Source organism: Streptomyces cavernicola (assembly GCF_029968035.1).
Lineage (GTDB): Bacteria > Actinomycetota > Actinomycetes > Streptomycetales > Streptomycetaceae > Streptomyces > Streptomyces cavernicola.
The window spans coordinates 135,751-161,779 of record NZ_JASCIQ010000011.1; the positions used below are offsets into that span (position 1 = coordinate 135,751).

Genomic DNA, 26,029 nt, shown 5'->3' on the forward strand with positions numbered 1-26,029 from the left:
CGGACAGCTTCACTCCCGTACGCCTGTGCCTGTGCCTGTGCCTGTGCCTGTGCCTGTGCCTGTGCCTGTGCCTGTGCCAGCGCCAGTGTCTGTGCCTGTGCTCGCGCTCGCGTTCCGTACCGCGTATCCGATCGCCGCCGAGAGCGCGGCCAGGGCTGCCACGCTCGTCAGGGCCGCCGGCAGGGAGAGCCAGTCCGCCATGAAGCCGATCGCGGGCGGGCCGAGGAGCATGCCGCCGTAGCCGAGCGTGGACGCGGCGGCGACGCCGGAGGGGCCGGCCAGTGCGCCGGCGCGCTCGATCGCGACCGGGAAGATGTTGGCCAGGCCGAGCCCCGTGACCGTGAAGCCGACGAGCACCGCCCACGCCGAAGGGGCGAGCGCGCCGAGGAGCATGCCGACCGCGGCCGTGGCGCCGCCGGCCACCAACGTCCGCGTCTGGCCGAGGCGTTCGAGGAGCGCCGTGCCGGTGAGCCGGCCGACGGTCATGGCGAGCGCGAACACCGAGTACCCGGCGGCCGCGACACCCGGATGCGCCCCCAGATCCTGCTGCAGATGCAGCGCGCCCCAGTCCGCGAGCGCGCCCTCGCCGTACGCCGTGCACAGTGCGATCAGGCCGAAGACGGCGACGATCCAGCGGGTACGGCGGCCGGGGCGCGAGGGGTCGGCGACGGCAGGGCGCTCGGCGGGTGCCGGGACCTCGTGGCGCAGCAGCGTCGGCGCGGCGGCCGCGGTGATCAGCAGGCCGACGACGGTCAGTCCGAGCAGGTGCCCGGCGGGGGAGAGGTGGCCCGCGACCAGGCCGCCGAGCCCGGCGCCGAGCATGCCGCCGAGGCTGAACGCCGCGTGGAAGCTGGGCATCACGGGCCGGCGCAGGGCGCGGACGAGGTCGACGGCGGCGCTGTTCATCGCCACGTTGATGCCGCCGTAGGCCGCGCCGAAGACCAGGAGCACCGCGCCGAGCGCGAGTGGGGAGCGGGCCAGCGGGGGCAGCGCGACGCTCAGCGGCATCAGGACGCCGCAGGCCACGGTCACGGCATGGCTGCCGTAGCGGCGACAGAGGCGGCCGGTCAGCGTCATCGTGACGACCGCGCCCGCCGAGACGCCGAGCAGAGCGAGGCCCAGATCGCCCGCGGAGGCCCCGGTCTGCTCCTTGATCGCGGGGATGCGCACGACCCAGCCGGCGAAGACGAATCCGTCGAGGGCGAAGAAGGCAGTGAGGGCGAGCCGGAGGCGCTTGAGCGTCGAGGTGCGCGGGTCGTCGGACGCCGTCGTCCTGAGTTTGTTTAGTGTCGGCACAAAATCAGGGTAGGGGTGGCGGACATGGGGCGGCAACACACTTGAGCCCGGCCTGAGGTGTTGCCGCGGAACCGGCCCGGACGGGCAGGCGTCGCTCCAGGGAGTCCGCGAGATGTCCGCGAGATCGACTCCCCTGGAGGGCTCACACATGACCGGCACGGCCGCCCGCTACCTGTACGTCACCCGGCACGGCGAGGCCACGCCGGATGAGAGCGAGTTGACGGCGGCGGGCCGCCGCCAGGCCGTCCTGCTCGGCGAGCGGCTGCGCGGGGTCCCGCTGACGGCCGTTCACCACGGTCCGCTCGCTCGTGCGGCACAGACGGCGCGGCTGATCGGCGAACAGCTCGATGGCGTCCCGCTGCGGCTCGCCGCTCCGGCCGGCGACTACATCCCTTACGTTCCGGCCCGCGAGGAACTGCCCTCGGAGTCGGCCGACGCCTTCCTGGGATTTCTGAACCGGTTCCCGGCCGAGGTTCGCGAGCAAGGGCCCGGTCTTGCGGAGGCGGCGCTCGCGGAGTTCACCGGACCCGTCGCCGGCGACGAGCCGCGTCACGAACTCGTCGTCACCCACAACTTCCTCGTCGGCTGGCTCGTGCGGGCCGCCCTCGACGCTCCGAGGTGGCGCTGGCTCGGCATCAACCATGCCAACGCGGCGCTGACCGTCATCCGCTATGCGCCCGGCCGTCCCCCGGCGGTTCTCCTCTTCAACGACACCGGGCACCTCCCCGCCGAACTCCGCTGGACCGGCTTCCCGCGGGAACTCCACGTCTGAGGGCTCGCCTCCCGCTTCCGGGCCGCCGGCTCGACCTGAGCCCGCTCCGGAGCGGACCTCAGCCTCGGAGCTCAGCCCTGGGCCTCCCGCTCCCGCACGCTCTCGTCGTACCGCTCGCGGCTGCGCAGGATCTCGTCGTGGTGGTTGCCCGCCCAGTCGATCAGCGCGGTCACCGCGTCGATGAGGGTGGCGCCGAGCTCCGTCAGCGCGTACTCGACCCGTGGCGGCACCTCGGGGTACGCGGTCCGCGTCACCAGGCCGTCGCGCTGCAGCTGGCGCAGGGTGTGCGTCAGCATGCGCTGCGAGATGCCCTGCACGGAGCGCTGCAGGTCGGTGTAGCGCAGCGGTCCGCCGTGCAGGCTGCCGATCACGAGCACGGTCCACTTGTCGCCGGCCCGGTCGACGATCTGCCGGATCGTCTCGCCCTGCTCGGCCGGCCATCGCGAGCACGGTCCCGCAGGTCCGGGCGTCCAGGTGCTCTGTTCGTCCGCCGTCATGGCGCACCCCGCTTCCCTGTTCCGCACACGCGTGTGCCTTTTGTACGGACCTCCATGCTGACGCACCATGGGGTAGCGCACCAAACGTAAGAAGCCACGTCAGGGCCATAACAGGGCCAGGTCAGGGCCAAGTCGGAGCCGCGCCACATGTGCGCGTCACCCACGGAGGAGCCGCGCCGTACGTGCGTGGCACCCATGTGGGGAGTCCCTGCGGGGAGTCCCTGCGGGAAAAACACGCCTCATGTGCGCGCCACACGTGTGCGTCACCCACATCACCGTCCCGTCAGAGCGAGGAACCCATGAGCATGCGCGCCGTCACCGTCTCCCGCTTCGGCGGCCCCGAGGCCGTCGAGATCGCCCGGCTCCCCGTGCCCGAGGCCGGCCCCGGCCAGGTGCGGATCAAGGTGGCCGCGGCCGCCCTGAACCCAGTCGACGCGGCCATGCGCGCCGGCGTCTTCGGCGGCGACGAGCGGGTCGGCCTCGGCTGGGACGTCTCCGGCACCGTCGACGCCGTGGGCGAGGGCGCGCCCTGGACCGTGGGGGACAGCGTCATCGGCCTGGCCACCGGCCACCGCACCCCGCTCGGCACGCACGCCGAGTACGCGGTGCTCGACGCGGCCGCCGTCGCCCCCGCGCCCCGCACGCTCGACGCCCCGCACGCCGCGTCCCTGCCCCTCAACACGCTCTCCGCCGACCAGGCCCTCGACCTGCTCGACCTGCGGGCCGGGCAGAGCATCCTCGTCACCGGCGCGGCCGGCGGCGTTGGCGGGCACGCTGTGGAACTCGCGCACCTGCGCGGCCTCGAGGTCACCGCGCTCGCCGCCGACGAGGACGCCGAGTTCCTCGCGTCCCGGGGCGCCGCCCACTTCCTGCCCCGCACCCAGGCGCCCGAGGCGGGCCGCTTCGACGGTGCGCTCGACGCCGCGGGCCTCGGCGCTCCGGCCCTCGCCGCGGTGCGTGACGGCGGTGCGTACGTCGGCCTGTGGCCGGGCCAGGAGCCCGAGGCCGATCGCGGCATCCGCATCACGGCCCTGGACGTGCGGGCCGACGGCACGCGGCTCGCGGCCCTCGCCCGCCTGGCCGACGAGGGCCGGCTGCTCGCCCGCGTCGCGCACACCTACCCGCTCGACGCCGCCGCGCAGGCCCACATCCGCCTCGCGGAGGGCGGCCTGCGGGGACGGATCGTCCTGCTTCCCTGAGCGGAGCGAGGGGCCCCAACTCCCGTACGAGCAGGGCTTGTCAGGGATACGAGCACGGCGGCGGGCGGCAAGCGGCATGCGGCATGCGGCGGACGGCGGGTGGCGGGCGGTGACGGCAAGCGCCGAAGCCGGGCGGCGACACGGGACGGCACGGGCGGCGCGGGACAATGAACGCATGGACCGCGACGACGCCCACGAGCTGTTCCGCCTGCCGCGCGAGCGGGCCGAGGTCGCACCCGGCGCCGTGCACGTCCCGGACTGGCTGAGCCCGGACCGGCAGCGGGAGTTGGTCGCCGCCTGCCGCGAGTGGTCGAGGCCGCCCGCCGGACTGCGCACCGTGCGCACGCCCGGCGGCGGCGTGATGACCGCACGGCAGGTGTGCCTCGGCTGGCACTGGTACCCGTACGGCTACGCCCGCACCGTCGTCGACGGCGACGGCGCCCGGGTCAAACCGTTCCCCGCGCTGCTCGGCACGCTCGCGCGGGAGGCCGTGCACGCGGCGTACGGACCGGACCGCACGCCCGGCGCGTACGACATCGCGCTCGTCAACTACTACGGCGAGCAGGCGCACATGGGCATGCACCGTGACAGCGACGAGCGCGCCGACGAGCCGGTCGTCTCGCTCAGCCTCGGCGACACCTGCCTGTTCCGCTTCGGCAACTCCGAGTCGCGCGGCCGCCCTTACACCGACGTGGAGTTGCGCAGCGGCGACCTGTTCGTCTTCGGCGGGCCCTCCCGGTTCGCGTACCACGGGGTGCCCAAGGTGTGGCCGGGCAGCGGGAGCGGCGCCGTCGGCATGGAGCGAGGTCGGCTGAACATCACACTGCGAGTCTCAGGGCTCCAGGGCTGAGCCGTCTCGGATCATGGGAGACTCGCCTGCATGAACGGCAAGGCGGCGCCTACTGGGGCGGGTCAGGTGTCCACGCGGAATCGACTGGAGAGAGGACGCGGCGCACTCGGCCCCGCACTCGAACTCGTGCACACCGGACGCGCCCCCACCCGCGCCGTCCTCACCGCCGAACTGGGCGTCACCCGCGCCACGGCCGGCGCCGTCGCCGCCGAGCTGGAGGCGCTCGGCCTGATCCGCGTCGAGCCCGGCGCCGCCGCCGGCGCACAGGGCCGGCCCTCGCACCGCCTAGTCGTCGCCGACGACGGCCCCGTCGTACTCGCCGCGCAGGTGCACGCCGACGGCTACCGCGCCGCGCTCGTCGGCCTCGGCGGCACCATCGCCGCGACCGCGCCCGGCTGCGAGACCATCGACGCCGACCCGGCGCAGATCCTCGGCTCGATCGTCGCCGCGGGCGTGGAGCTCCTTGAGCAGACCGGGCGGCGCTGCGTCGGCGCAGGCCTCGCCGTGCCGTCGGCGGTCGCCGAGCCCGAGGGCCAGGCCCTCAACCCGCTGCACCTGGCCTGGCCGGTGGGCGCGCCGGTCCGCGAGATCTTCGCCGAGCGGGTACGGGCCGCGGGCCTCACCGGCCCCGCGTTCACCGGCAACGACGTCAACCTCGCCGCCCTCGCCGAGCACCGGCACGGCGCGGGCCGCGGCGCCGCCGACCTGCTCTGCGTCGCGACGGGACACCGCGGCGTGGGCGGCGCCCTGGTCCTCGACGGCCGCCTGCACACCGGGAGTTCGGGCCTCGCCCTGGAGGTCGGCCACCTCACCGTCAACCCCGAGGGCCGCCCCTGCTACTGCGGCAGCCGCGGCTGCCTGGACGTCGAGGCCGACCCGCTGGCGTTCCTCACCGCCGCCGGGCGCGCCCCGGGCCCCGAGGTGTCGCTGCTGCAGCGCTCCCGCGACCTGCTCACCCACGAGTACGACGACCCGGCCGTGCGCGCCGCGGCCGCCGAGCTCATCGACCGCCTGGGCCTCGGCCTCGCCGGTCTGGTCAACATCCTCAACCCGGACCGCATCATCCTCGGCGGCCTGCACCGCGAACTCCTCGCCGCCGACCCGGAGCGGCTGCGCGCCGTCGTCGCCGACCGCAGCCTGTGGGGGCGCAGCGGAGGCGTCCCGATCCTGCCGTGCACGCTCGACCACAACAGCCTGGTGGGGGCGGCGGAGTTGGCCTGGCAGCCGGTCCTCGACGATCCGTTGACGGCTCTCGTCGCGTAGGGGGCGGCCCCCAGCCCCCGCGTCGCCCTGCGGGCTTTGCTGTGCCCCTCCCCGCCCCTTCCCGAAAGCCTGCGGCGCCGTCCACCGCGCTCCGCGCTCGTCCTCAATCGCCGGACGGGCTCGTTCTTGTGCCGTAAGCCTGCGGACTCCGGGGCTCCGCCCCAGTCCCCGGTTGTTGTTCGGCTGCTGCGCCGCTGTGGCTGGCCGCGCAGTTCCCCGCGCCCCTATCGGGGCTCGACCCAGCCCCCGCCCCGCAAGATCCAGCCCCTCCGGCGTTTGAGGAGCGGGGGTCCGGGGGCTGGCCCCCGAAGCGGTCCGCAGGACTTTCGGGAAGGGGCGGGGAGGGGAAAAACACCACCCCCAGCCCCCACCTACTCCCCAGGGCGTACCCGCAGAGCCGCTGCCCGTACGACGACCCGCACCCCCTCCGCGCGCGAATCTCGATGCATCACCGCTCACACCGAGGAGATGAATCGAGATGGAGACTCTGCAGACTCTGGAGACGCTCGCGCACTGGGAGGGCGGCGGGCCCGGCCCGTGGGTCCTGTTCTTCCCGCTGATCTGGGCCGCCGTGATCGTCGGCGTCGTGACCCTGCTGCGCCGCACCGGCCGGCTCGGCCGGGGCCGCGGCCCGCACGCTTCCCGCGAGTCCGGCCCCGACGCACAGTCGCCGATCACGGTGCTCGGCCACCGCTTCGCCTCAGGCGAGATCGACGAGGAGGAGTACTGGCGGCGCCTCAGCGTCCTGGACGAGCAGTTCGGACGCGCGTACGGCACCGGCGGGCGCGGCACGAAGGGCGGTGCGGCGTGAACACCACCGATGCGGGTGGGGCCGCGGCCCGGGTCGTCGACGCCGTGAAGGTGTACGGCAGCGGCGACACCGAAGTGAGGGCCCTGGACGGGGTGACCGTCGACTTCCCGGCCGGCCGGTTCACCGCGATCATGGGGCCCTCGGGCTCCGGCAAATCCACGCTCATGCACTGCGCCGCCGGACTCGACACGCTCACCTCCGGCAGCGCCGCCATCGGCGGCACCGAGCTCGGCACGCTCGACGACCGCCGCCTCACCGTGCTCCGCCGCGACCGCGTCGGCTTCGTCTTCCAGGCGTTCAACCTGCTGCCCACGCTGACCGTCGCCGAGAACATCACCCTGCCCCTCGACCTCGCGGGCGTCCGCGGCGACGCCGAGTGGATCGACGCGCTCGTCGACGTAATCGGCCTGCGCGACCGGCTGCACCACCGGCCCTCCGAACTCTCCGGCGGGCAGCAGCAACGCGTCGCCGTGGCAAGGGCGTTCGCGGGCCGGCCCGACGTCGTTTTCGCCGACGAGCCCACCGGCAACCTCGACTCCCGCTCCGGCGCCGAGGTCCTCGGCCTCCTCGGCCGCGCCGTACGGCAGACGGCCCGCACCGTCGTCATGGTCACCCACGACCCGGTCGCCGCCGCCCACGCCGACGAGGTCGTCTTCCTCGCCGACGGCCGCCTCGTCGACCGGATGCAGGACCCCACCGCGGAGCGCGTGCTCGACCGCATGAAGGCCCTGGACGGAGCCCTGGACGGAGCCCTGGACAGTGCCCCGGACGGCGCGCCGGACAGTGCCCTGGACGGCCCTCGCGACGCGTCGGAGATCCCCGACCACCACGCTCAAGGAGCCCCGTCATGAGCTCCGCGTCCGCCACCGCGCGGATCAGCCTCTCCTCGCTCCGCGCCCACAAACGCCGCTTCGCCGGTACGTTCTCGGCCGTGCTGCTAGGCGTCTCCTTCCTGACCGGCACCCTGGTCATGGGCGACACCCTGCGTGCCTCCTTCGACTCGATGTTCGCCGGGGCCACCAGCGGCACCGACGCCGTCGTCCGCAGCGCCGACACCATCACCACGCCCGGCGAGGCCCAGGGCGTACGCGGCCCCGTCGACGCCGGCCTCGCCACCCGCATCGCGCAGGCGCCCGGCGTCGCCGCGGCCGCCGCGAACATCCAGGGCTCCGGCCAACTCGTGGGCGCCGACGGCGAACCCATCGGCGGCCAGGGCCCGCCCACGCTCGCCGGCAACTGGATCGAGGACACCCGCCTCAACCCGTACCGCCTCGCCGAGGGCCGCGCACCGGAGCGCAGCGGGGAGGTCGTCGTGAACCGGGGCGCCGCCGCCACCGGTGACCTGAAGATCGGGGACAGCACCGTCCTGCGCACCCCCGACCCGGTGCGCGTCACCGTCGTCGGACTCGCGACCTTCGGCGGCGCCGACGGCATGTCGCAGTCCACGTTCACCGGCATGACCAGGGCCGACGCCGAGAAGTACCTGACGCCCACGCCCGGCGAGGCCGCCTCGATCCTGGTCCGCGCCGAGCCCGGCACCGAACAGCGGGACCTCGTCGACGCCCTGACTCCCGTACTGCCCAAGGGAGTTGAGGCCATCACCGGCGAGGCGGCCGCCGCCGAGAACACCGAGATGATCTCCGGCCAGTTCCTCGACCTGTTCACCACGTTCCTGCTCGTCTTCTCCGGCGTCGCCCTGCTCGTCGCGACGTTCTCGATCCACAACACCTTCGCCATCGTCGTCGCCCAACGCACCCGCGAGAACGCCCTGTTGCGGGCCCTCGGGGCGGCCCGCCGGCAGGTCGTGGGCGCGGCGCTCGCCGAGGCCGCGGCGGTCGCCGTCGTCGCGTCGACGGCCGGGCTGCTCGGCGGCATCGGGGTCGCGGCCGGACTCCAGGCGCTCTTCCCGGCCCTCGGATTCCCGTTCCCCGAGGGCGAGTTGGTGATCAGCGGGCTCTCGCTCGGCCTGCCGCTGCTCGTCGGGACCGTCGTCTGCCTCGGCTCGGCCCTGCTCCCCGCCGTACGCGCGGGACGCACCGCGCCGCTCGCCGCGCTCCGCGAGACCGCCGTCGACCAGTCCGGCGCCTCCCGCAGCCGTACGGTCACCGGGCTGGCCCTCGCCGTGACCGCGGTCGCCACGACCCTGGCCGGGGTCCTTCTCACCCCGTCGATCTGGCTCGCCGCCACGGGAGCGGTCCTCGCGCTCGCCGCGTTCGTGGTGCTCGGCCCCGTCGCCTCGACCGCCGTGCTCCGCGTCCTCGCCCGCCCCCTCGGCCGGCTGCGCGGCGTCACCGGCGCCCTGGCCGGCCGCAACGCCCTGCGCAGCCCCAAGCGCACCGCGGCCACCGCGAGCGCCCTGATGATCGGGGTCGCCGTGGTCGCCCTGTTCACCGTCTTCGGCGCCTCCCTCAAGGCCACCATGGACCAGACCGTCGACCGCTCCTTCGCGGGCGACGTGGCGATCAGCGCGCCCTCGTTCGGCGCGGGCGGCAGCGGCCTCAGCCCCGCGCTGGCCGGCCGGGTCGCCGAGCTGCCCGAGGTCGAGAGCGCGGTCGGGCTCGGCCGCGGCGTCGCCGAAGTCGACGGCACAGGGCGGCAGTTGACCGTCACCGACCCCGTGGCCCTCGCGAAGGGCCTCGACCTGGGCGACGTACGCGGAGACCTGGCCGCCCTCGGCGCCGACGGCCTCGCCCTCTCCACCGCGGAGGCGGAGGCCCGCGGCCTCGCACTCGGCGACCGCACCGAACTCGCCTTCACCGACGGCTCCCAGGCGACCTTCACGGTGCGCGCGCTCTACGAACAGCCCGAACTCGCCGGGAACTACGTCCTCACTCGCGAGGCCTGGGCCCCGCACCGCGGCCAGGACTCCGACACCGTCGTCGCGGTCACCTTCAAGGACGGCGTGGCCGTCGACTCCGGCAAGGCCGCCGTCGAGAAGACGGCCGCCGCGTACGGCAACCCGGAGGTCCAGACCCGCGACGCGTACGCGCAGTCCTCCGCGGGCGGCATCGACATGATGCTGACCCTGGTGTACGCGCTGCTCGCCCTCGCGGTCCTGATCGCCCTGCTCGGCATCGCCAACACCCTGACCCTCGCCGTCCACGAGCGGACCCGCGAACTCGGCCTGCTGCGCGCCGTCGGCCAGACCCGCGCCCAGCTGCGGGCGATGGTGCGCTGGGAGTCGGTCCTGGTCGCGGCCTTCGGCACGGCGGGCGGCCTCGCCCTCGGCGGATTCCTCGGCTGGGTCCTCGTACAGGCCTCGCAGGGCTCCGGCGACACCGACTTCGCGTTCGCCGTACCGCCCGTGCAGCTCGCCGTCGTGGCCCTGGTCGGGCTCGCCGCGGGAGCGTTCGCCGGCTGGCGTCCGGCCCGCCGCGCGGCCCGCCTGGACGTACTGCGCGCGATCGCCACGGAGTGATGGCCGGCGGACGTCCGCGGACGGGACCTCGACCGCCCGGTCAGCCGAGAACGGCCGACCGGGCGGGAGTCTGTGGTGCGTAGCCGGTACGCGCCGCCGCCTCGGACGCAACCGCGGGCAGCGTGAACCAGACGACCTTGCCGCGGTCCCCTTCGGGCCGTGCGCCCCAGGTCTCGCTGACCGCCGCGATCAGGGCGAGACCCCGCCCGCACGTGTCGAAGGCGGCGGCCGCGCGGAGTTCGGGCATCCGGGGATCGCGGTCGTGCACGGAGACCGTGAGCCGGTCGAGCAGCAACTCGATCTCCACGGTGCACTTCTTGTCCGGGCCGGCGTGCCGGTGGACGTTGGTGAGAAGCTCGGTGACTCCGAGTTCGGCAAGGTCGATCAACGGATCGAGGTGCCAGTGACGCAGTTGGGCAGAGATGATTCTGCGGACTTTTCCGATGCGCGACGGCAGGGCTTGGAGCTCCACCGTGCAGTGCCTGCTCGGCTCGCTGATCACGGCTGCGACTCCCCGAATGGTGAGGTCCGGAAGAAGACGACATACAGATCCGCAGGACGCAACCTGGCGCCCCTGGATCCCACAGTGCTGTGCTGCCTGCTGCTGAAGGCGGTGGACGCCGGTTCACAGCGTGACCGCCGATAAACCCTGAGTGATGTGTGACCAGCGTGACTCAGGGGGCGCAGCTCCGCAACTCGGCGTCGTCTCACGCCTCTTGCCGCTCTTGCCGCTGTACTGCCCGTCTGCCGCTCGCGCTGCTGCTCGCTCTGCCGCTGCCGCCGTCGCTGCCGATTCCGTACGGGCTGCTCAGGCCCCGGAGAGGCGGCCGCCCGCGCGGTGCACCGCGTCGATGAACCTCCGCACCGACGGCGGGCCCGACTCACCGGGGCCCGGGTCGTCCTCACCGAGCGTCAGCGAGTACCGCGTGCCGTTGACCGTGGCCTGCGCCTTGCCGTCCGGGCCGAACCAGGGCCGGCCCGCCGAGACCGCGGCGAGCGGGGCGCTGTCGATCTCGCTGCCGTAGCTGGTCAGCAACTCCAGGCGGCCGCCGCTGATCCGCACCTGCCCGGCCCGTGTCAGCGAGCGCAGCCGCCGCCCGATCCGCACGCCCTTGGCCGTGAACTCCGGCTCCGCCATCCCGCCCGCCCCCTCGATCCGATCGGTGCTCCGTCGATCTGCAGTGTGCCCGTCCGGGAGGGCGAGCACCAGTGCTGCTTCCAACGACGGTACGCGGCCGCTTGTTCCCCTCGCGGACCGGGTTCGCACGGGGGTTCCCACGGGGTTCCTTTGAGCTCCCCAAAGGAGTGTTTATGCAGGTGAGAAGCGTGCGGAAGGTGTTTATCATCGAGCTGTCCGACCGGGTCCCGCAGCGGATCCCCCCGGTCCGGGCGCGAGCTTAAGGAGCGGCGCGTGAGCACTGCACAGCAGCCCGGGGCCCCGACGGCCGTGAGCACCCTCGACGTGGACCGCAGCGACGCGGCCTACCGCGACTGGCTGAAGGAAGCCGTACGCAAAGTGCAGGCGGACGCCAACCGCTCCGCCGACACCCACCTGTTGCGCTTCCCGCTCCCCGACGAGTGGGGCATCGACCTGTACCTGAAGGACGAGTCGACCCACCCCACCGGCAGCCTCAAGCACCGCCTCGCCCGCTCCCTGTTCCTGTACGGCCTGTGCAACGGCTGGATCCGCCCGGACCGCCCGGTCATCGAGGCGTCCAGCGGCTCGACGGCCGTCTCCGAGGCGTACTTCGCGAAGCTCGTCGGCGTGCCCTTCATCGCCGTGATGCCGCGCACCACGAGCCGCGAGAAGGTCCGGCTCATCGAATTCCACGGCGCCCGCTGCCACTTCGTCGACGACCCGCGGAAGATGTACGAGGAGGCCGCCGACCTCGCCGTCCGTACGGGCGGCCACTACATGGACCAGTTCACGTACGCGGAGCGGGCCACGGACTGGCGCGGCAACAACAACATCGCCGAATCGATCTACCAGCAGCTGCGGTTGGAGCGATACCCCGAGCCCGCCTGGATCGTCGCCACGGCCGGCACCGGCGGCACGTCGGCCACCATCGCGCGCTACGTCCACTACATGCAGCACGACACCCGCATCTGCGTGCCCGACCCGGAGAACTCCTGCTTCTTCGACGGCTGGGTCAACGACGACCCGGACTGCACCAGCGACTGCGGCTCCCGTATCGAGGGCATCGGACGCCCGCGCATGGAGCCGAGCTTCGTGCCCGGCGCCATCGACCGCATGATGAAGGTGCCGGACGCGGCCAGCGTCGCCGCTGTACGCGCCCTGGAGCAGGCCATCGGCCGCAAGGCAGGCGGCTCTACGGGGACGGGCCTGTGGAGCGCCCTGAAGATCGTCGCCGAGATGGTCGCCGAGGGCCGCACGGGAAGCGTCGTCACCCTCCTCTGCGACCCGGGCGACCGCTACCTCGACAAGTACTACTCGGACGACTGGCTGGCCCAACAGGGCCTGGACATCCGGCCGTACACCGCCGCCATCGAGAGCCTGCTCGCGACCGGGGTGTGGCCGGACTAGGACCTGTCGTTCGGTTCAGGCCGGAGCCGGGCGGGTCTCTCAGTGCCGGACCAGGCAGAACGGGTGCCCCGCCGGGTCGGCGTAGACCCGCCAGCTCCCGGCCCCGGAGTCGGCGTCCAGGAGCGTCGCCGCCAGGGCGAGGACCTGCTCGTGGGCCCGGTCCAGGTCGGCGACGGCGAAGTCCAGGTGGAACTGCTGCGGCCGGGACGGGTCGGGCCACCGGGGCGGGTGGTACTCCGCCACCTGCTGGAAGGCGAGGACGAGGCCGCCCGGTGTGTGCAGCGTCGACCAGTCGTCGCCGGTCTCCCAGCGCCCGTCCTCCTGATCGACGGTCCCGCCGAGCAACGCCTGGTAGAACGCGGCGAGTCGGGCCGGTTCAGGACAGTCGAGCACCACGCACTGAAGGTCAGCGATCATGCGCGGATTCTAGGCAGCCCGCACGGGCCCAGGGGAGTAGTCAGCTCTGCGCAGAGTTCGCCGAGAGCCGCTCGTCGAGTTTGCCGGTGGCGGCCTTGAACGCCTGCCCCATGCCCGGCCGCGCCGCCTTCATGGCGATCCGGATCGGCGCGCTCGCGTCCGCGGCGAACGTCCACTGCACCCGCGTCCCGGTACCGGACGGGGTCAGCAGCCACTCCTCGACGAGGGCGCGCAGCCCGGGTGCGTTGACCGTGTCCACGCGGTACGCGTACCGCTCGTCCGGCTCGGCGGCCAGGATCGTCTCCTGGAAGCGCGTCCCGCCGATCAGCTTGACCTCGCGGCCCGCGCCGTCGGCGGTCGGCCGGCACAGCGTCACGGCCTTGAACCACGCGGGCCAGCCCGTCACGTCCTCGGCGAGTGCCCGGTACACGGCGGCGGGCGGCGCGGTCAGCTCGCGCGCGAACACCAGGCGCACCGGAGCGCTGTCGACGAAGTCGAGCCCCACGGGGCTCAGTTGGCGGGCCATGTGCTCAGCACTCCCAGGGAGAACGGGGGTCGGTCGGGCTCGGACACCATAACTGGCGGTGTGTCAGATGTCTCTAGCGCGCTCAGCCCGCGGCGGAAGCGGCCTCGCCCGCGCTCTCATCGCGCTCTGCACTCGCCTCGCCCCCGTCGCGTTCCGCGTGCTCGTCGTGCTCCTCGTGCGCCAACTCCTCGCCGTCCCCTGCCGCTTCGCCCGCGACGACCAGCCGGTGGACTCGCTCGGCGGTCTCCGTACGCGCCTCCGCCGGGAGCCCCGCATCCGTCACCCACGTGTCGACCTGGTCGAGGGAGGCGAACGAACTCAGGCCCACCTTGCCCCACTTGGTGTGGTCCGCGACCACGACGACGCGGCGCGCGGACTGCACGAGATTCCGGTTCGTCTCCGCCTCGGCGAGGTTCGGCGTCGACAGGCCGCCCTCCACCGAGATGCCGTGCACCCCGAGGAAGAGCAGGTCGAAGTGGAGCGTCCGGATCGCCTGGTCCGCGACCGGGCCCACCAGCGAGTCCGACGGCGTGCGCACACCGCCCGTCAGCACCACCGTTGCCCCGACGTGGCCCTTGCCCGCGAGCCGCTGCGCCGTGTGGAACACGTCCGCCACACGCACGGAGTTGGTCACGACCGTCAGATCCGGCACGTCGACCAGCCGGTGGGCCAGCGAGTACGTCGTCGTGCCGCCCGACAGGGCGATGGCGCTGCCGGGGGCCACAAGCGCCGCCGCCGCGCGCGCGATGTCCTCCTTCGCGCTCAGTTCAAGGCCGGACTTGGCCTCGAAACCCGGCTCGTGGGTGCTGGCCTCGACGATCGGGACGGCGCCGCCGTGCACCTTCTCCAGGACGCCCTGCCGCGCGAGCGCGTCCAGGTCGCGCCGCACCGTCATGTCGGAGACGCCCAGCTTGCGCGTGAGCTCGTTGACCCGCACTCCGCCCCGGCGTCTGACCTCGTCGAGGATCAGGGCGCGGCGCTGCTCCGCGAGCAGGTTCTGGTTCTCGCTCACGCCCGATCCCGGTCCTTCCGTCGCGTACGGCCTCGGTCTTCGGCCGGCGTGCGCCACCTCGGCACAGCGGTCCGGCAGGAGGTTTCCTCATCCTCGCACGCGGCACTGACAGCCGGTCCATCGCCCGTACGTGCGGCGGGACCGCACACCTTTGGGAGATTCCGTGACGAGGGGTGCCCAGCGGGGCCGCGACCGAGGATCCTGGTCACGCACCATGACAGGCAGCAACACGGGGGGCCGGGGGAGCAGTGGGGCGCGCGAAGGTGAAGAACACCGTCGAACAACGGGGGCAGGACCAGGCCCCTGAACAGCAGAAGCAGGGGCAGCCACCAGTCGCGCCCGGCACCGCCGCAGCGCAGCCCGCGCCCGAAGAGGGCGGCGAGCGGATCGCCCTGGAACTCCTCGTCCACGGAGTCGGCGGCACCACCCCGCAGGAGATGCTCAACGACCCGAGCACCGTGCGGATCACCGGCGACGAGACGGCGGCGGTCCACCGCCGCGTGGACGACGTGGACGCCGAGCAGCGCCCCCAGGACTACGCGGACGAGCCGGTCGCGGAGGCGTACGTCTGGTCCAACCTCACCTCCGGCAACGGCGCCCGCGCGCTGTGGCTGCTGCTGCTTCCGTTCATGGTGGTCAACCTCGCCCACTGGATGCGCCCGACCGCCAAGGGCATGCGCCGCGCGGTGAGCGTGTACGGAACGCTCGTGCGGCTCGTCGCCCTCACCCTCACCGTGCTGCTCGTCGCCGCCGCCTGCGAGGTCGCCCTCGACCTCACGGCCTGGCAGTGCGCCGGCACGCGCGCGTGCGCCGAGGACCGGTCCTGGCTGACGTTCCTCGCGCCCAGCGAGAGCGGCGACGGCTGGTGGACCCAGCCGGGCCGCCGCCTCGCCCTCGCCGCCCTGCTCCCCGCGGCCCTCACCGCCCTGCTCTGGTACCTGTCGCAGCGCACCTGGAGCGCGTACGAGTCCCAGCAGCCCGTGCCGCACCAGGACGAGCCCGAGGAGGACGGCTCGCGCAGCGCCCTGAGCCGCCCCGGCTTCTGGTACGGACGCCGCCTGGTCGCCCGCCTCCGCGCCGCGCACACCGCCGCCGGCCTGCTCACCGTGGCCGCCGCCGTGAGCACCTCGGCCGCCCGCCACGACCGCGGCGCGGACGACGGCGCCCTGCACGCCTTCGGCGTCGTACTCGAAGCGGTCCTGGCCCTCGGCGCCGTGATCGTCGTGGTCGTCGTCTGCCGCCGCGGCCGCAGCGAGTCCACCCTCGACGAACACCTCGACCGCGTCGTGCGGACCCTGCCCGTCACCGCCGTCGTCGTCCTCGGCCTCGCCGTCGTCTACGCCGCGTGGGACCGGCCCGACTGGCGCTCCTCGGGCCGCCTGCCGGGCGACGAGACCTTCGGCGTCATCGCCCTCGTACAGGGCCTGCTCGTCCTCGCCCTCGCCGCGGTCGCCTGGCTGCTGCACCGCCGAAGTGCCATACCGGGCACGGTCCTTGGAGGTGTCGGCGGACCGGCCGTCGCGATGCTGGCCTGCGCCCTCGGCGGCGTCATGTCCGGCGGTGTCGCCCAGCGCGTCGGCGACTGGCTGGACGACGGCGGCACACCGGGCGTGGACGGCACCGCCTTCCCGGGCCCTCCCGTCGTCCTGTCCTGGCAGGCCGCCGTCATCCCCGTCCTGCTCGTCGTCGTCCTGCTTCTCGCGGTCATCCTCGTCCTGCGCACCCGCCAGCGCAGCCGCCTGGAGATCGACCGCGTGCAGAGCGACTACGCGGGCGAGCGCCCCGACCCCGAACGCACCCGCCGCATCGCGGGCACGCGCGCGCGTGCCGCCCTCACCGACCATGCCCCCGTCATCGTCGGCATCGTCTCCGCCCTCACCCTGCTGCTCGGCGCGACCGCGCTCGTCGGCGCCTGGGGGACCAGGAAGGTGCCCGGCGAGGCCGCCGAAGGCACGCCCGCGTTCATCGAGGGCGTCGCCGACACCACCCAGGCCCTCGGCTCCTGGCTGATCGGCTTCGGCTTCATACTCTTCGTCACCTGGGGCCGGCGCGCCTACCGCGACCCCTCGGCCCGCCGCACCATCGGCATCCTCTGGGACGTCGGCACGTTCTGGCCGCGCGCCGCCCACCCCTTCGCCCCGCCCTGCTACGCCGAGCGCGCGGTGCCCGACCTGACCTGGCGCGTGGCCACCTGGACCCGGCAGACCGGCGGCCGCCTGGTCATCTCCGGGCACTCCCAGGGCAGCGTCCTCGCCGCCTCCGCGCTCTGGCAGCTGAGCCCGTCGGTACGCCGCCGCGTCGCCCTGCTCACCTACGGCTCACCGCTGCAGCGCCTCTACGGCCGCTGGTTCCCGGCGCACTTCGGACCCGCCGCCCTGATGTCCCTGCACCGCGAGGTCGACTGCTGGCGCAACCTGCACCGCCCCACCGACCCCATCGGCGGCCCCATCGGCCTCCCGGGACCCTGCGGCCCGGACGTCGACCACGCCGCCCTCAAGGACCCCCTCGCCTACGGCCGTACGGAGAGCCAGCCGCTGCCCGCCCCGATCCTCGGACACGGCGACTACCAGGCCGACCCCGTCTTCGCCGAGGTCCGCGCCGGCCTCCTGGCCCGCCTGCGCCCCGGAGCCGGAAGCGAGCAGCGCCACCACTGCCCCGAAGAGGCCGCTCCCGCACCGGAGTTGTCGTCCCGGGCGGGGCTGCCCGCACCGCGCGGCGACGCGGCGGCGGACGCGTCCGGCACGGTGGACCCCCGTCAGGGCAGCTCCGGCAGGTCCTCCGGGTAGAGCAGCGTCAGGTCGTCCGTGCTGGCGTCGGCGAACTGGGCGACCCGGCCCGCGTGCCGCTCCACCATCGCCTCGAAGGTCTGGCGCGCGGTCCGCCCGTTGCCGAACGCCGCGCCCTTCGGCAGCACCGTGAAGTACTTCAGCAGCGACTCGGACGTACCGTCCCCGAGGCGGTACTCGTGCTCGTCCGCCTGCTGCTCCACGATGCGCAGCAGCTCTTCCGGCGCGTAGTCACCGAAGGTGATGGTGCGTGAGAAACGGGACGCCACACCGGGGTTGACCGACAGGAAGCGCTGCATCTCCGCCGTGTACCCGGCGACGATCACCACGACCGCGTCCCGGTGGTCCTCCATCAGCTTCACCAGGGTGTCGATCGCCTCGCGACCGAAGTCACGGCCGGAGTCCTCGGGGGACAGCGCGTACGCCTCGTCGATGAACAGCACGCCGCCACGCGCGCGTTCGAAGGCCTCCTGCGTCCTGATCGCCGTGGAACCGATGTGCTCGCCCACCAGGTCGACCCGGGACACCTCGACCAGATGCCCCTTCTCCAGGACGCCGAGCGAGGCCAGGATCTCGCCGTAGAGCCGCGCCACCGTCGTCTTACCGGTGCCCGGCGAGCCCGTGAAGACCAGGTGGCGGCGGACCGACGCGGCCTTCAGACCGGCCAGTTGACGTTTGCGGCCGACCTCGATCATGTCGGTGAGGGCGCGCACCTCGCGCTTCACGCTGTCCAGGCCGACGAGCGCGTCCAGCTCACCGAGCACGTCCTGCGAGCTGCGCACCTCCTCCGGCGCAGGCTCGGCCACCGGCTCGGTGGGCCGCTGCTCGGGCACGCCGCCGAGCAGACCCACCGACTGCGTGGCCCGCTGCACCGTCGGCTCGCTCTGGGCCGAGGGGGCGCGCACGCCGCCGCTCTCGTCGCTCGTGCAGTCCTCCACCTGAGGCCCTCCCGTACCGCCCGAGGCCTGGGCGCCGCCGTCCCCGAACTCGTAACCACCGCGCGCGCAGCGCTCCGTACGGCAGCGGCGCAGGGTGGCCCGGCAGCCGTCGAGGACATGGAAGCCGTAGCCACCGCTGCCCGTCACCCGGCAGTTGACGAAACTGCCCCGCCCTTCCGCCGACACATAGAAACCGGCCTCCGAAGGGGAGGTGACCTCGCACCGCTCCACCGTCGGATCGGCGCCCTTGGTGACGATGACGCCGGTCTGCGCGCCGTCGATCGTGCACCCCGCGAGCGTGCCGCCGCTGCCGTGGTCGCGGAACCAGGCGCCGGTCGCGACCTCGCGGATGCGGCAGTCGTCGAGCTGCGCGATCGCGCCGTCGCTCACCGACACCGCGGTGTTCCGGACCTGCGAGAGGTCGCTGTCGACGACGTCCACGCGCGAGCCGCGGTCGAGCACGAACAGCGCGTCCGGGACGTCCCGTACCCGGCAGGCGTCGAGCACCGCCGTCGCCCCGTCACTGACCCACACCGCCGGGTAGTCGCCCGTGCTGTCGTGGATCTGCGACTGGTTGGCGTCCACGCGCGTGCCCGGGTCCCACACGGACAGGCCGTTGCGCCCGAAGCGGCTGATCGTGGAGCGGGTCAGCGTGAGCACGGAACGGGAGCGCAGGTCGATCGCGTTCTCCGGGATGTCGTGCAGCCGGCAGTCGGCGAGCGTGAGGACCGCGTCCGTGTCGAGCGTGATCCCGTCGGCGCTCGTACGGTGCACCTCGCAGTCCGTGAGGTGCGCGACGGCCCGCCCGGTGATCTGCACGCCGGTGCCCTTGACCTCGTACACCTCACAACCGAGGCCCTCCAGGCCGGAGTTCTCGCCGGTGACCGAGACTCCCGTGCCCGCAGCATGGTGCACGCGGCAGCGCTCGAAGCGGGGGTGCGCGCCCCCGCGCACGGTCACGCCGCTCTGCCCGGCCGCGACGACCTCGCACTCCTCGAAGACTCCGCCCGCGCCGTCCAGTACGGCGATGCCGATGCCCGCGGGGTTGTCGACGGTGCAGCGGCGCGCGGTGGGCCGCGCCCCGGAGCGCACTTCGAGTCCGGCCGCGGACCGCGTGACGATCCGCAGGTCGACCAGCTCGGGCGCCCCGTCCTCGACGAGCAGCGCGGGCGCCGCCGCGTCCTGCCCCTCGAACTGCAGGTCCTGCAGGACGGCGGAGGCGCGCACGGTGAGCGGCACCCCGTCGGCAGGCGCTATCCGCACGGAACCGGGGGAGCCCTCGGGGCCACGCAGCGTCACCGCCCGCTCCACCACGAGGTTCTCTCGATACGTGCCGGGAGCGACGGTCAGCACGTCACCGTCGCCGGCCGCCTCTAGGGCCGCGGTGAGCGATCCGTACTCGCCCGTGCGGCGCCGCCACCGCGAAGTGCCGGTGTGCGTCACCTGGACCGTGCCCTGTGCCATGGCGTTGTTGTGCCCCCACCTCGTGCGATCCCGTCGGACAGACGTCCACCGTAGCGTGCGCGGGGGACGGGAGTTGACCGCTCTCCCCGGTCTGTGGACAACCCGTCAGAACCGGTGCGGGGAGGTGTTGTGACGCTGCGGTGTCGGCTCCATGAGCGGGGCGTACGAGCCAGGTCACGGACCGGGACGGACCGGGCGGTTCAGCGCGCGGGCGGGCGGTGGACGCGGGGTGCCTGCGCACGCCGCGGGCTGCTCTCCGGGCTCAACTCCCGGTTCCGGTACGGCCCCAGTCGGGTCCTGAGGCCGCCCACTCGCGGTCCCAGTCGGCGTACCGACGGCACACCATGCGCCACAGGACGAGCCGGCGGACGCCCTCGATGGTCGCTGCTGCTGCGGCGGCGACGCCGAGTCCGGCGAGCACCGCGTGCACCGTGGCGGTGCCGGAGTCCATCGGCCGTGCCGCCGGCCGGCCCGTCTCGTCGGTCCACAGCGGGATGCGGTCGCCGGGGGAGGCGATCGCGCCGGCCGTCACGGTGCCGGAGCGCTGACTGCCGTCGGGGGCCGTCCAGTTGGCGACGACACGGCGATGGCCGTCACGCGCGGTGGCGGTTTCCGGGTCGGGGTCGACGGGCGGCTGCGTCACGGTTCTGACCACCGTCGCCGTCACCTTGTGACGGTTCTCGTGCTGGGCCTGCACCGCCTGGTGCAGGGCGTCCTGGGTGAGCCCGCCCGCGACAGAGCCGACGAACGGCGCGGCCACCGCGATGAGCAGCGCGGCCGCCAGGGCCACCAAGGCCTCTACGAGATCGGTTGTACGACGCAGCGGGTTGTGCCGCCAGCGCCAGAGTCCCGCGATCGCCCGCACGATCCTGCACCTCCCCCATCCGCGTCCGTCATTACCGCCAACGGCACGGTCCAAGCGCGAGTGGCGCCGGGAGAGAGCGAAATCACCCTTCCCGGCGGCCGTCCGCGCACACGTCCGGCTCCGAGCCGTTCCGCGTCGCGACGAACGGCTCGGCGCCCGGTGGCCGCATCTTCGCGGACCGAGTTCCGTACCGCCTCCTGCCCAGTGTGCGCCTGGACGCTTTCGGCCACATCCCGGGGGTGGGGAGTCGTCTGCAGGGAGCCGGGTTCCCCTCGGGGGCCGCCCTATTCCAGGATCTTCAGCGGGTCGCCGACGCGGATCGTGCCGGTGTTCTCCGGGATCAGGTTCTGGCCGAAGACCAGCTGGTCACCGAAGCGGCGGTGGCGGGCGAGCGTGCGCAGCGGTTCCTTGCCGCGCTCGGCGGTGCGCTGGTCGGTGGTCGTCACGACGCAGCGGCCGCAGGGCTTGGCCACACGGAACGTGACCTCGCCTATCGCGATGCGTGACCACTCGTCCTCGGCCCAGGGCGCGGTGCCGTCCACGACGACGTTGGGCCGGAAGCGGTTCATGGGAAGCGGGCCCTCGTCGGCATGATCACCCTGCTCGATCAGGGAGTTGAGAGCGTCGAGCGACGACAGCGCGGCGAGCAGCAGCGGGAAGCCGTCGGCGAAGCTCACCGTCTCGCCCGGCTGCGCGTATCCGGGGTCGATGGGGCGGAGCCGGGCTGGGTCGTCCATGTGCACCAGGCGTATCGCCGTGTCGAGCCACTCGCTCAGCCAGGCGCTCGCGGGCTCCTCGGCGGGGACCGCCCCCACCTTGTCCCGCCACACCTCTACGGGGAGCGTGCGGGAGGCGGCGGGCACCGGCACGGTGAGCGGCTCGCGCCCCGGTGCGGTCAGCCGCAGGCCGCCTCCGGGCAGTGGTTCGGCGGTCACCAGTGCGAGCCGCGGCTGCTGGCGCTGCGTGACGCACCGGCCGTCCGGCTCGACCACCATCCACCGGCGGTCACCGGTGAGCCCCCAGGGCTCCACGACGGCTTCCGCCGTGGCATGCCCCTGCACCGATTTGAGCGGGTGGATGTGGATCGAGCGCAGCGTCGGGTTCGGCATGGGGCCATCCTGCCAGCAGGCACTGACAGCCCCGGATCCGGTCGAGCCGTCAGTACCCGCGGCCGGGGTGCGGGCGGTAGTACGGGTCGTCGTGCGGGTTGGACGGCGCGGGGCGCGGAGTGGCCGGACGCATCGCCTCGTAGCCGGTGCCGCCGCCGAACTGCCGCTGCTGCTGCGGCTGTCCGCCGGGGTAACCGCGCGGGCCGGTGGCCTGCTGCGGGATGTGCGCGGCGGGCGCGGGCTGCATCGCGGCCTGCTGCTGCGACGGGTAGCCGTACGACGAGGTCTGCGGCGAGGGTGCGGCCGGCAGGGCGGGCAGCGCTGACGGGAGGGCCGGCAGGTTGCTTCCGGTGTCGTACTCGGCGGGGACCCGGATCGGGGCGATTTGCGGAGTGCCGCGCTCGGCCACGAGCGAGTCATAGATCGGAGTGTCCGGGAAGGACGGCGCGGAGTAGTAACCGCCGCCATAGGTGGAGCGGGGGGAGGTCATGGCACATAAGTTAAGCCCAAGATGTGCTGGTTGGGGAGACCGATAAGAGGGTTGCTTTACGTGTCGGTAGTGACCGGGGATCCCCAATCCGAGCGAACTCGGCTAAAAACGGTCGCTCTTGAGGGTGTTGATCGTGTAAAGCGCGCGTTACCAGCGGTTGACCAGTGATCTTCGCGTCCCCTGGTTGGGTCGCTCGGAGCCTCGGGGAATAGGTTGGCCGTAACTAATCGGTCGCTCCTGCGCGGCCGTTCATGGACCCTTCCCGACCCGACCACTCGCAATGGGGGCGGACATGTCAATGCCCAAAGGATCGAATGTTCCCGTGGCCGCACCGGCGGTGCGCGTCGAAATCGGCTGGCGGTCGGGCCCCGGCGTACCAGACGCGGACGCCTCCGCGTTGCTCCTCGTGGCCGGAAAGGTGCGCTCCGACAGCGACTTCGTCTTCTACAACCAGGCCGAGCACGCCTCCGGAGCGGTACGGCACGAGGGCAAGCGGCCCGCCGGTGACCAGGTGACCGATGCGCTCGTCGTCGACCTCGCGCGCGTGGAGCCCGAGATCGAGACCGTGGTCCTCGCCGCCTCCGCCGACGGCGGAACTTTCGGGCAGATCCCCGGCCTGCACGTCCGGTTGCTGGACGCGGCCGGCGGCTCCGAACTCGCCCGCTACGACAGCGGGGACGCCTCCGTCGAGACGGCCTTCGTACTCGGCGAGCTCTACCGCCGCCAGGGCGCCTGGAAGTTCCGCGCCGTCGGCCAGGGCTACGACAGCGGACTCGCGGGCCTCGCCACGGACTTCGGGATCGCCGTGGACGAGCCGCAGGACGCACCGCCTCAGCCCGCGTCGGAGGTCCCCGCGCCGCCCGCGCCGGCACCCGTGGCTCCTCCGCCGCCGCCCGCCGCTCCCGCGGCGCCGATCAGCCTCAGCAAGGTGACGCTCACGAAGGAGTCGCCTGCCGTCTCCCTGACCAAGCAGGGCGGCACTTCCGGCGCGATGCGGGTCAACCTCAACTGGCAGGTCCGCAGACAGCAGGCGAAGGGCTTGATGGCCAAGCTCAACCAGGCCGTCGCCGCCGCCCAGTCGAGCGGGCTCGACCTCGACCTGGGCGCGCTGTACGAACTCGCCGACGGCCGCAAGGGAGTCGTCCAGGCCGTCGGCAACACCTTCGGCGCCCTGCACGAGCCGCCGTACATCCATCTCGACGCGGACGACCGCACCGGGGCGCGCACCAGTGGCGAGAACCTGACCATCAACCTGGACCACGCGCACGCTTTCAAGCGCATTCTCATCTTCGTCACCATCTACGAGGGCGCCCGGAGCTTCGCCGATCTCAACGCGACCGTCACCCTCTCCCCGCAGCACGGCGCACCCGTCGACTTCCACCTGGACGAGTGCACGGTGCCGTCAACCGTGTGCGCCCTCGCCCTGCTCACCCAGGAGGGCGGCGAACTCGTCGTACGGCGCGAGGCCCGCTATCTGGTGCCGGAGCGCGGCATCAGCATGCAGCGCACCCTCGACCACGCCTACGGCTGGGGCATGAACTGGAGCCCCGGACGCAAATAGCGGCACAAGAGCGGGCCGCGCAGGGGGAGTTCGCAGTGGCGGTTTTCGCCGTCACTGGTCAGGAGCCGCCTCGGCGCGGTCCGGCCTCTTATAGGTGCGCCCTTTCCACGCGGCGCCCTTCCCTCTGTAGTGCTGGATCGCGGAGTCCACGGTCATGAACAGATAGAGCAGCGCCGTCACCGGCAACAGCGGCGCCAGCCACAGCGTCCGGCTGTAGTAGCGGAGCATCGGCAGATACGTCGCCGTCATGATCAGCCACGCCGCACCGCCCGCGGCCGCCGCTACCGGATCGCCAAGCAGCAGCCCCGCCGCCAACGCGACCGGCGGCGCCAGATACACCACCGCAATCCCGAGCACGGTGCCCAGCAACAGGGCCGGACTGTGCCGCAGTTGGGCGTACGCGCTGCGCGAGACCATCTGCCACAGGTCGGCCAGGTGCGGATAGGGACGGATGCTGTCCACCCGCTCCGCGAGGCCGAGCCAGATGCGGCCGCCACTGCGCTTCACCGCGCCCGCGAGCGCCACGTCGTCGATCACCGCGTGCCGGATCGCCTCCGGCACCCCCGCCCGCTCGGCGGCGTCCGTGCGCAGCAGCACACAGCCCCCGGCGGCCGCCGCCGTCCGGCCCCCGTCCTCGGCCACCCAGCGGAACGGATACAGCTGGGCGAAGAAGTACACGAAGGCCGGGACGACCAGCTGCTCCCAGGCGCTCACCACCCGGAGCCGGGCCATCTGCGAGACGAGGTCGTACCCGCCGGAACGCGCCGCGGCCACCAACTCCCGCAGGTTGTCCGGCTCATGGGCGATGTCCGCGTCCGTGAGGAGCAGATACTCCGGGGTCTGCGCGGTCGCGTCGTGGTGGTACTCGCGGGCCGTCGCACGCGCGCGTGGACCCGGTTTCCGGTCGCCCGCCGCACGCGCGCAGGCGATTCCGTGCCGTACCGCCCACAGCTTCCCGGTCCAGCCCGCCGGCGGCTCTCCCGGCGATGTCACGGTGAGCGGCAGCCCCCGATGCCGGTCGGCGAGCGCACGCGCCAGGCGGCCGGTGCCGTCGGAACTCCCGTCGTCGACGAAGACGATCTCGGCGCGGCCCGGATAGTCCTGTGCGAGCAGCGACGGCAGGCTCTCCCGCAGCACCGCGGCCTCGTCCCGCGCGGGCACGACGATGCACACGTACGGCCAGTCCTCGGGGTCGCGGCGCGGGGGCAGACGCAGGTCCGTACGCCAGAACAGACCCTGGCCGAGCAGCAGCCAGAGCCAGGCGGCCAGGGATACGAGGGCGATCCACGCAAGGGCGCTCATCCCCGGGAGTCTGCCCCACAGGGCAGGGGCCGCAAGGCCGATCGACTATGGTGACCGGGTGAAGATCGCGCTTGTCGACTCCGGAATCGGACTCCTCCCGGCCGCCGCGGCGGTGCGCCGCCTGCGGCCCGACGCCGACCTCCTCATCTCCTCGGACCCCGACGGAATGCCCTGGGGACCGCGGACGCCCGAGGACCTCACGCAGCGCGCTCTCCTCGCCGCCGAGGCCGCCGCGGCGCACGGGCCGGACGCGCTGATCGTCGCCTGCAACACCGCTTCCGTGCACGCCCTGCCGACGCTCCGCGCACGCCTTGAACCGCAGCTTCCGGTGATCGGCACGGTTCCGGCGATCAAGCCCGCTGCCGCCGGCGGCGGACGCGTTGCGATCTGGGCCACGCCCGCCACCACCGGCAGCCCCTACCAGCGCGGCCTCATCCGCGAGTTCGCGAACGGCGTCGACGTCACCGAAGTCCCCTGCCCCGGCCTCGCCGACGCGGTGGAGCAGGCCGACGAGAGCGCGATCGACCGCGCCGTCGCAACGGCCGCCGCCCTCACCCCGGCCGACGTGAAGGTCGTCGTCCTCGGATGCACCCACTACGAACTCGTCGCGGAGCGTATTCGAGCCGCCCTTCAGCAGCCCGGCCAGGAGGCGCTGGTGTTCCACGGCAGCGCAGGCGCGGTCGCCGCCCAGGCGCTGCGGCGCATCGACGCGTCCGCGCGGCCGGAGGCCGAGCCGACCGGGTCGCTCACCGTGCTCCTCAGCGGGCGCGAGGCCACCCTGCCGGAGGCTGCGCTCACCTACGCCGAGGGCCGACTGCTCGGGCAGCTCAGCACCGCTCGCTGACCGGCCCACCAGGGGCGGCGATCACGCTCGGTGATCCCCTGCCTGCGGAGCGGGACACGAGTAG

23 protein-coding genes are annotated in these 26,029 nt (G+C 73.3%); 11 read left to right on the forward strand and 12 right to left on the reverse strand.

The features are described 5' to 3' along the window. Positions 1 to 9 precede the first annotated feature (9 nt). Positions 10 to 1,296, reverse strand: coding sequence for an MFS transporter (locus tag QIS96_RS12945; protein WP_282542661.1), 1,287 nt, complete (start codon positions 1,294 to 1,296; stop codon positions 10 to 12). A gap of 148 nt (positions 1,297 to 1,444) precedes the next feature. Here QIS96_RS12945 and QIS96_RS12950 point away from each other — a divergent pair, with 148 nt between their 5' ends. Beyond that, on the forward strand, positions 1,445 to 2,068 hold the full coding sequence (locus tag QIS96_RS12950) for a histidine phosphatase family protein (protein WP_282542722.1): 624 nt from the start codon (positions 1,445 to 1,447) through the stop codon (positions 2,066 to 2,068). 71 nt (positions 2,069 to 2,139) lie between these two features. On the opposite strand, the gene QIS96_RS12955 is transcribed toward QIS96_RS12950, so the two are convergent. Beyond that, a complete protein-coding gene (locus QIS96_RS12955) occupies positions 2,140 to 2,565 on the reverse strand; it encodes a winged helix-turn-helix transcriptional regulator (protein ID WP_282542662.1) in 426 nt (141 codons plus the stop codon). A gap of 305 nt (positions 2,566 to 2,870) precedes the next feature. On the opposite strand from QIS96_RS12955, the gene QIS96_RS12960 reads away from it, so the two are divergent. The 6 genes from QIS96_RS12960 (at position 2,871) to QIS96_RS12985 (ending at position 10,106) form a co-directional block, all read left to right on the forward strand. After that, positions 2,871 to 3,764 (forward strand): NADP-dependent oxidoreductase, encoded by an 894-nt coding sequence (locus QIS96_RS12960; RefSeq protein ID WP_282542723.1) that lies wholly within the window; start codon positions 2,871 to 2,873, stop codon positions 3,762 to 3,764. 175 nt (positions 3,765 to 3,939) lie between these two features. Beyond that, positions 3,940 to 4,614, forward strand: a complete 675-nt coding sequence (locus QIS96_RS12965; RefSeq protein WP_282542663.1) for an alpha-ketoglutarate-dependent dioxygenase AlkB family protein — start codon at positions 3,940 to 3,942, stop codon at positions 4,612 to 4,614. Between the two features lie 30 nt (positions 4,615 to 4,644). Further along, positions 4,645 to 5,877: an ROK family protein gene (locus QIS96_RS12970; RefSeq protein ID WP_282542664.1), complete on the forward strand. Its 1,233-nt coding sequence runs from the start codon at positions 4,645 to 4,647 to the stop codon at positions 5,875 to 5,877. Between the two features lie 496 nt (positions 5,878 to 6,373). Continuing rightward, positions 6,374 to 6,688 (forward strand): SHOCT domain-containing protein, encoded by a 315-nt coding sequence (locus QIS96_RS12975; RefSeq protein ID WP_282542724.1) that lies wholly within the window; start codon positions 6,374 to 6,376, stop codon positions 6,686 to 6,688. After that, positions 6,685 to 7,539 carry an ABC transporter ATP-binding protein gene (locus tag QIS96_RS12980; protein ID WP_282542665.1) on the forward strand — a complete coding sequence of 285 codons (855 nt, stop codon included), beginning with the start codon at positions 6,685 to 6,687 and terminating at the stop codon, positions 7,537 to 7,539. The genes QIS96_RS12975 and QIS96_RS12980 overlap by 4 nt, the downstream gene beginning before the upstream one ends. Further along, the gene (locus QIS96_RS12985) at positions 7,536 to 10,106 is read left to right on the forward strand and encodes an ABC transporter permease (RefSeq protein ID WP_282542666.1); all 2,571 of its coding nucleotides are present in this window, start codon (positions 7,536 to 7,538) and stop codon (positions 10,104 to 10,106) included. Before QIS96_RS12980 ends, QIS96_RS12985 begins: the two co-directional genes overlap by 4 nt. A gap of 40 nt (positions 10,107 to 10,146) precedes the next feature. Here QIS96_RS12985 and QIS96_RS12990 read toward each other — a convergent pair whose 3' ends face one another. Together QIS96_RS12990 and QIS96_RS12995 are read right to left on the reverse strand one after the other, a co-directional pair. Next, positions 10,147 to 10,608, reverse strand: coding sequence for an ATP-binding protein (locus QIS96_RS12990; RefSeq protein WP_282542667.1), 462 nt, complete (start codon positions 10,606 to 10,608; stop codon positions 10,147 to 10,149). Positions 10,609 to 10,914: 306 nt separating this feature from the next. Next, positions 10,915 to 11,244 (reverse strand): hypothetical protein, encoded by a 330-nt coding sequence (locus QIS96_RS12995; RefSeq protein ID WP_282542668.1) that lies wholly within the window; start codon positions 11,242 to 11,244, stop codon positions 10,915 to 10,917. A 273-nt stretch (positions 11,245 to 11,517) separates the two neighbouring features. On the opposite strand from QIS96_RS12995, the gene cds1 reads away from it, so the two are divergent. Next, complete coding sequence (cds1, locus tag QIS96_RS13000) at positions 11,518 to 12,651, forward strand: L-cysteine desulfhydrase Cds1 (protein WP_282542669.1); 1,134 nt, start codon at positions 11,518 to 11,520, stop codon at positions 12,649 to 12,651. A 39-nt stretch (positions 12,652 to 12,690) separates the two neighbouring features. Here the strand turns inward: cds1 and QIS96_RS13005 are convergent, their stop codons facing one another. The 3 genes from QIS96_RS13005 to QIS96_RS13015 all read right to left on the reverse strand — a co-directional run bounded on the left by QIS96_RS13005 (position 12,691) and on the right by QIS96_RS13015 (position 14,606). Further along, the gene (locus QIS96_RS13005; protein WP_282542670.1) at positions 12,691 to 13,068 is read right to left on the reverse strand and encodes a VOC family protein; all 378 of its coding nucleotides are present in this window, start codon (positions 13,066 to 13,068) and stop codon (positions 12,691 to 12,693) included. A gap of 40 nt (positions 13,069 to 13,108) precedes the next feature. Then, entirely contained in the window at positions 13,109 to 13,594 is a 486-nt protein-coding gene (locus QIS96_RS13010) for an SRPBCC family protein (protein WP_282542671.1), read from the reverse strand. Between the two features lie 82 nt (positions 13,595 to 13,676). After that, positions 13,677 to 14,606, reverse strand: coding sequence for a DeoR/GlpR family DNA-binding transcription regulator (locus tag QIS96_RS13015; RefSeq protein WP_282542672.1), 930 nt, complete (start codon positions 14,604 to 14,606; stop codon positions 13,677 to 13,679). 437 nt (positions 14,607 to 15,043) lie between these two features. On the opposite strand from QIS96_RS13015, the gene QIS96_RS13020 reads away from it, so the two are divergent. Next, positions 15,044 to 17,392 (forward strand): hypothetical protein, encoded by a 2,349-nt coding sequence (locus QIS96_RS13020; RefSeq protein WP_282542725.1) that lies wholly within the window; start codon positions 15,044 to 15,046, stop codon positions 17,390 to 17,392. Here QIS96_RS13020 and QIS96_RS13025 read toward each other — a convergent pair. The 4 genes from QIS96_RS13025 to QIS96_RS13040 all read right to left on the reverse strand — a co-directional run bounded on the left by QIS96_RS13025 (position 17,362) and on the right by QIS96_RS13040 (position 22,258). Continuing rightward, a complete protein-coding gene (locus QIS96_RS13025; RefSeq protein WP_282542673.1) occupies positions 17,362 to 19,794 on the reverse strand; it encodes a right-handed parallel beta-helix repeat-containing protein in 2,433 nt (810 codons plus the stop codon). The two genes, QIS96_RS13020 and QIS96_RS13025, sit on opposite strands and share 31 nt — an antisense overlap. 262 nt (positions 19,795 to 20,056) lie before the next feature. Then, the gene (locus QIS96_RS13030; protein ID WP_282542674.1) at positions 20,057 to 20,659 is read right to left on the reverse strand and encodes an Rv1733c family protein; all 603 of its coding nucleotides are present in this window, start codon (positions 20,657 to 20,659) and stop codon (positions 20,057 to 20,059) included. A 284-nt stretch (positions 20,660 to 20,943) separates the two neighbouring features. Continuing rightward, complete coding sequence (locus QIS96_RS13035; RefSeq protein WP_282542675.1) at positions 20,944 to 21,768, reverse strand: MOSC domain-containing protein; 825 nt, start codon at positions 21,766 to 21,768, stop codon at positions 20,944 to 20,946. A gap of 49 nt (positions 21,769 to 21,817) precedes the next feature. Further along, positions 21,818 to 22,258: a DUF6643 family protein gene (locus QIS96_RS13040; RefSeq protein WP_282542676.1), complete on the reverse strand. Its 441-nt coding sequence runs from the start codon at positions 22,256 to 22,258 to the stop codon at positions 21,818 to 21,820. Positions 22,259 to 22,550: 292 nt separating this feature from the next. Between QIS96_RS13040 and QIS96_RS13045 the strand changes: the two genes are divergently transcribed. After that, on the forward strand, positions 22,551 to 23,819 hold the full coding sequence (locus tag QIS96_RS13045; RefSeq protein ID WP_408907173.1) for a TerD family protein: 1,269 nt from the start codon (positions 22,551 to 22,553) through the stop codon (positions 23,817 to 23,819). Between the two features lie 51 nt (positions 23,820 to 23,870). Here QIS96_RS13045 and QIS96_RS13050 read toward each other — a convergent pair whose 3' ends face one another. After that, a complete protein-coding gene (locus QIS96_RS13050; protein ID WP_282542678.1) occupies positions 23,871 to 25,121 on the reverse strand; it encodes a glycosyltransferase in 1,251 nt (416 codons plus the stop codon). A gap of 58 nt (positions 25,122 to 25,179) precedes the next feature. Between QIS96_RS13050 and QIS96_RS13055 the strand changes: the two genes are divergently transcribed. Next, positions 25,180 to 25,965, forward strand: coding sequence for a glutamate racemase (locus QIS96_RS13055; RefSeq protein ID WP_282542679.1), 786 nt, complete (start codon positions 25,180 to 25,182; stop codon positions 25,963 to 25,965). Positions 25,966 to 26,029: the final 64 nt, after the last annotated feature.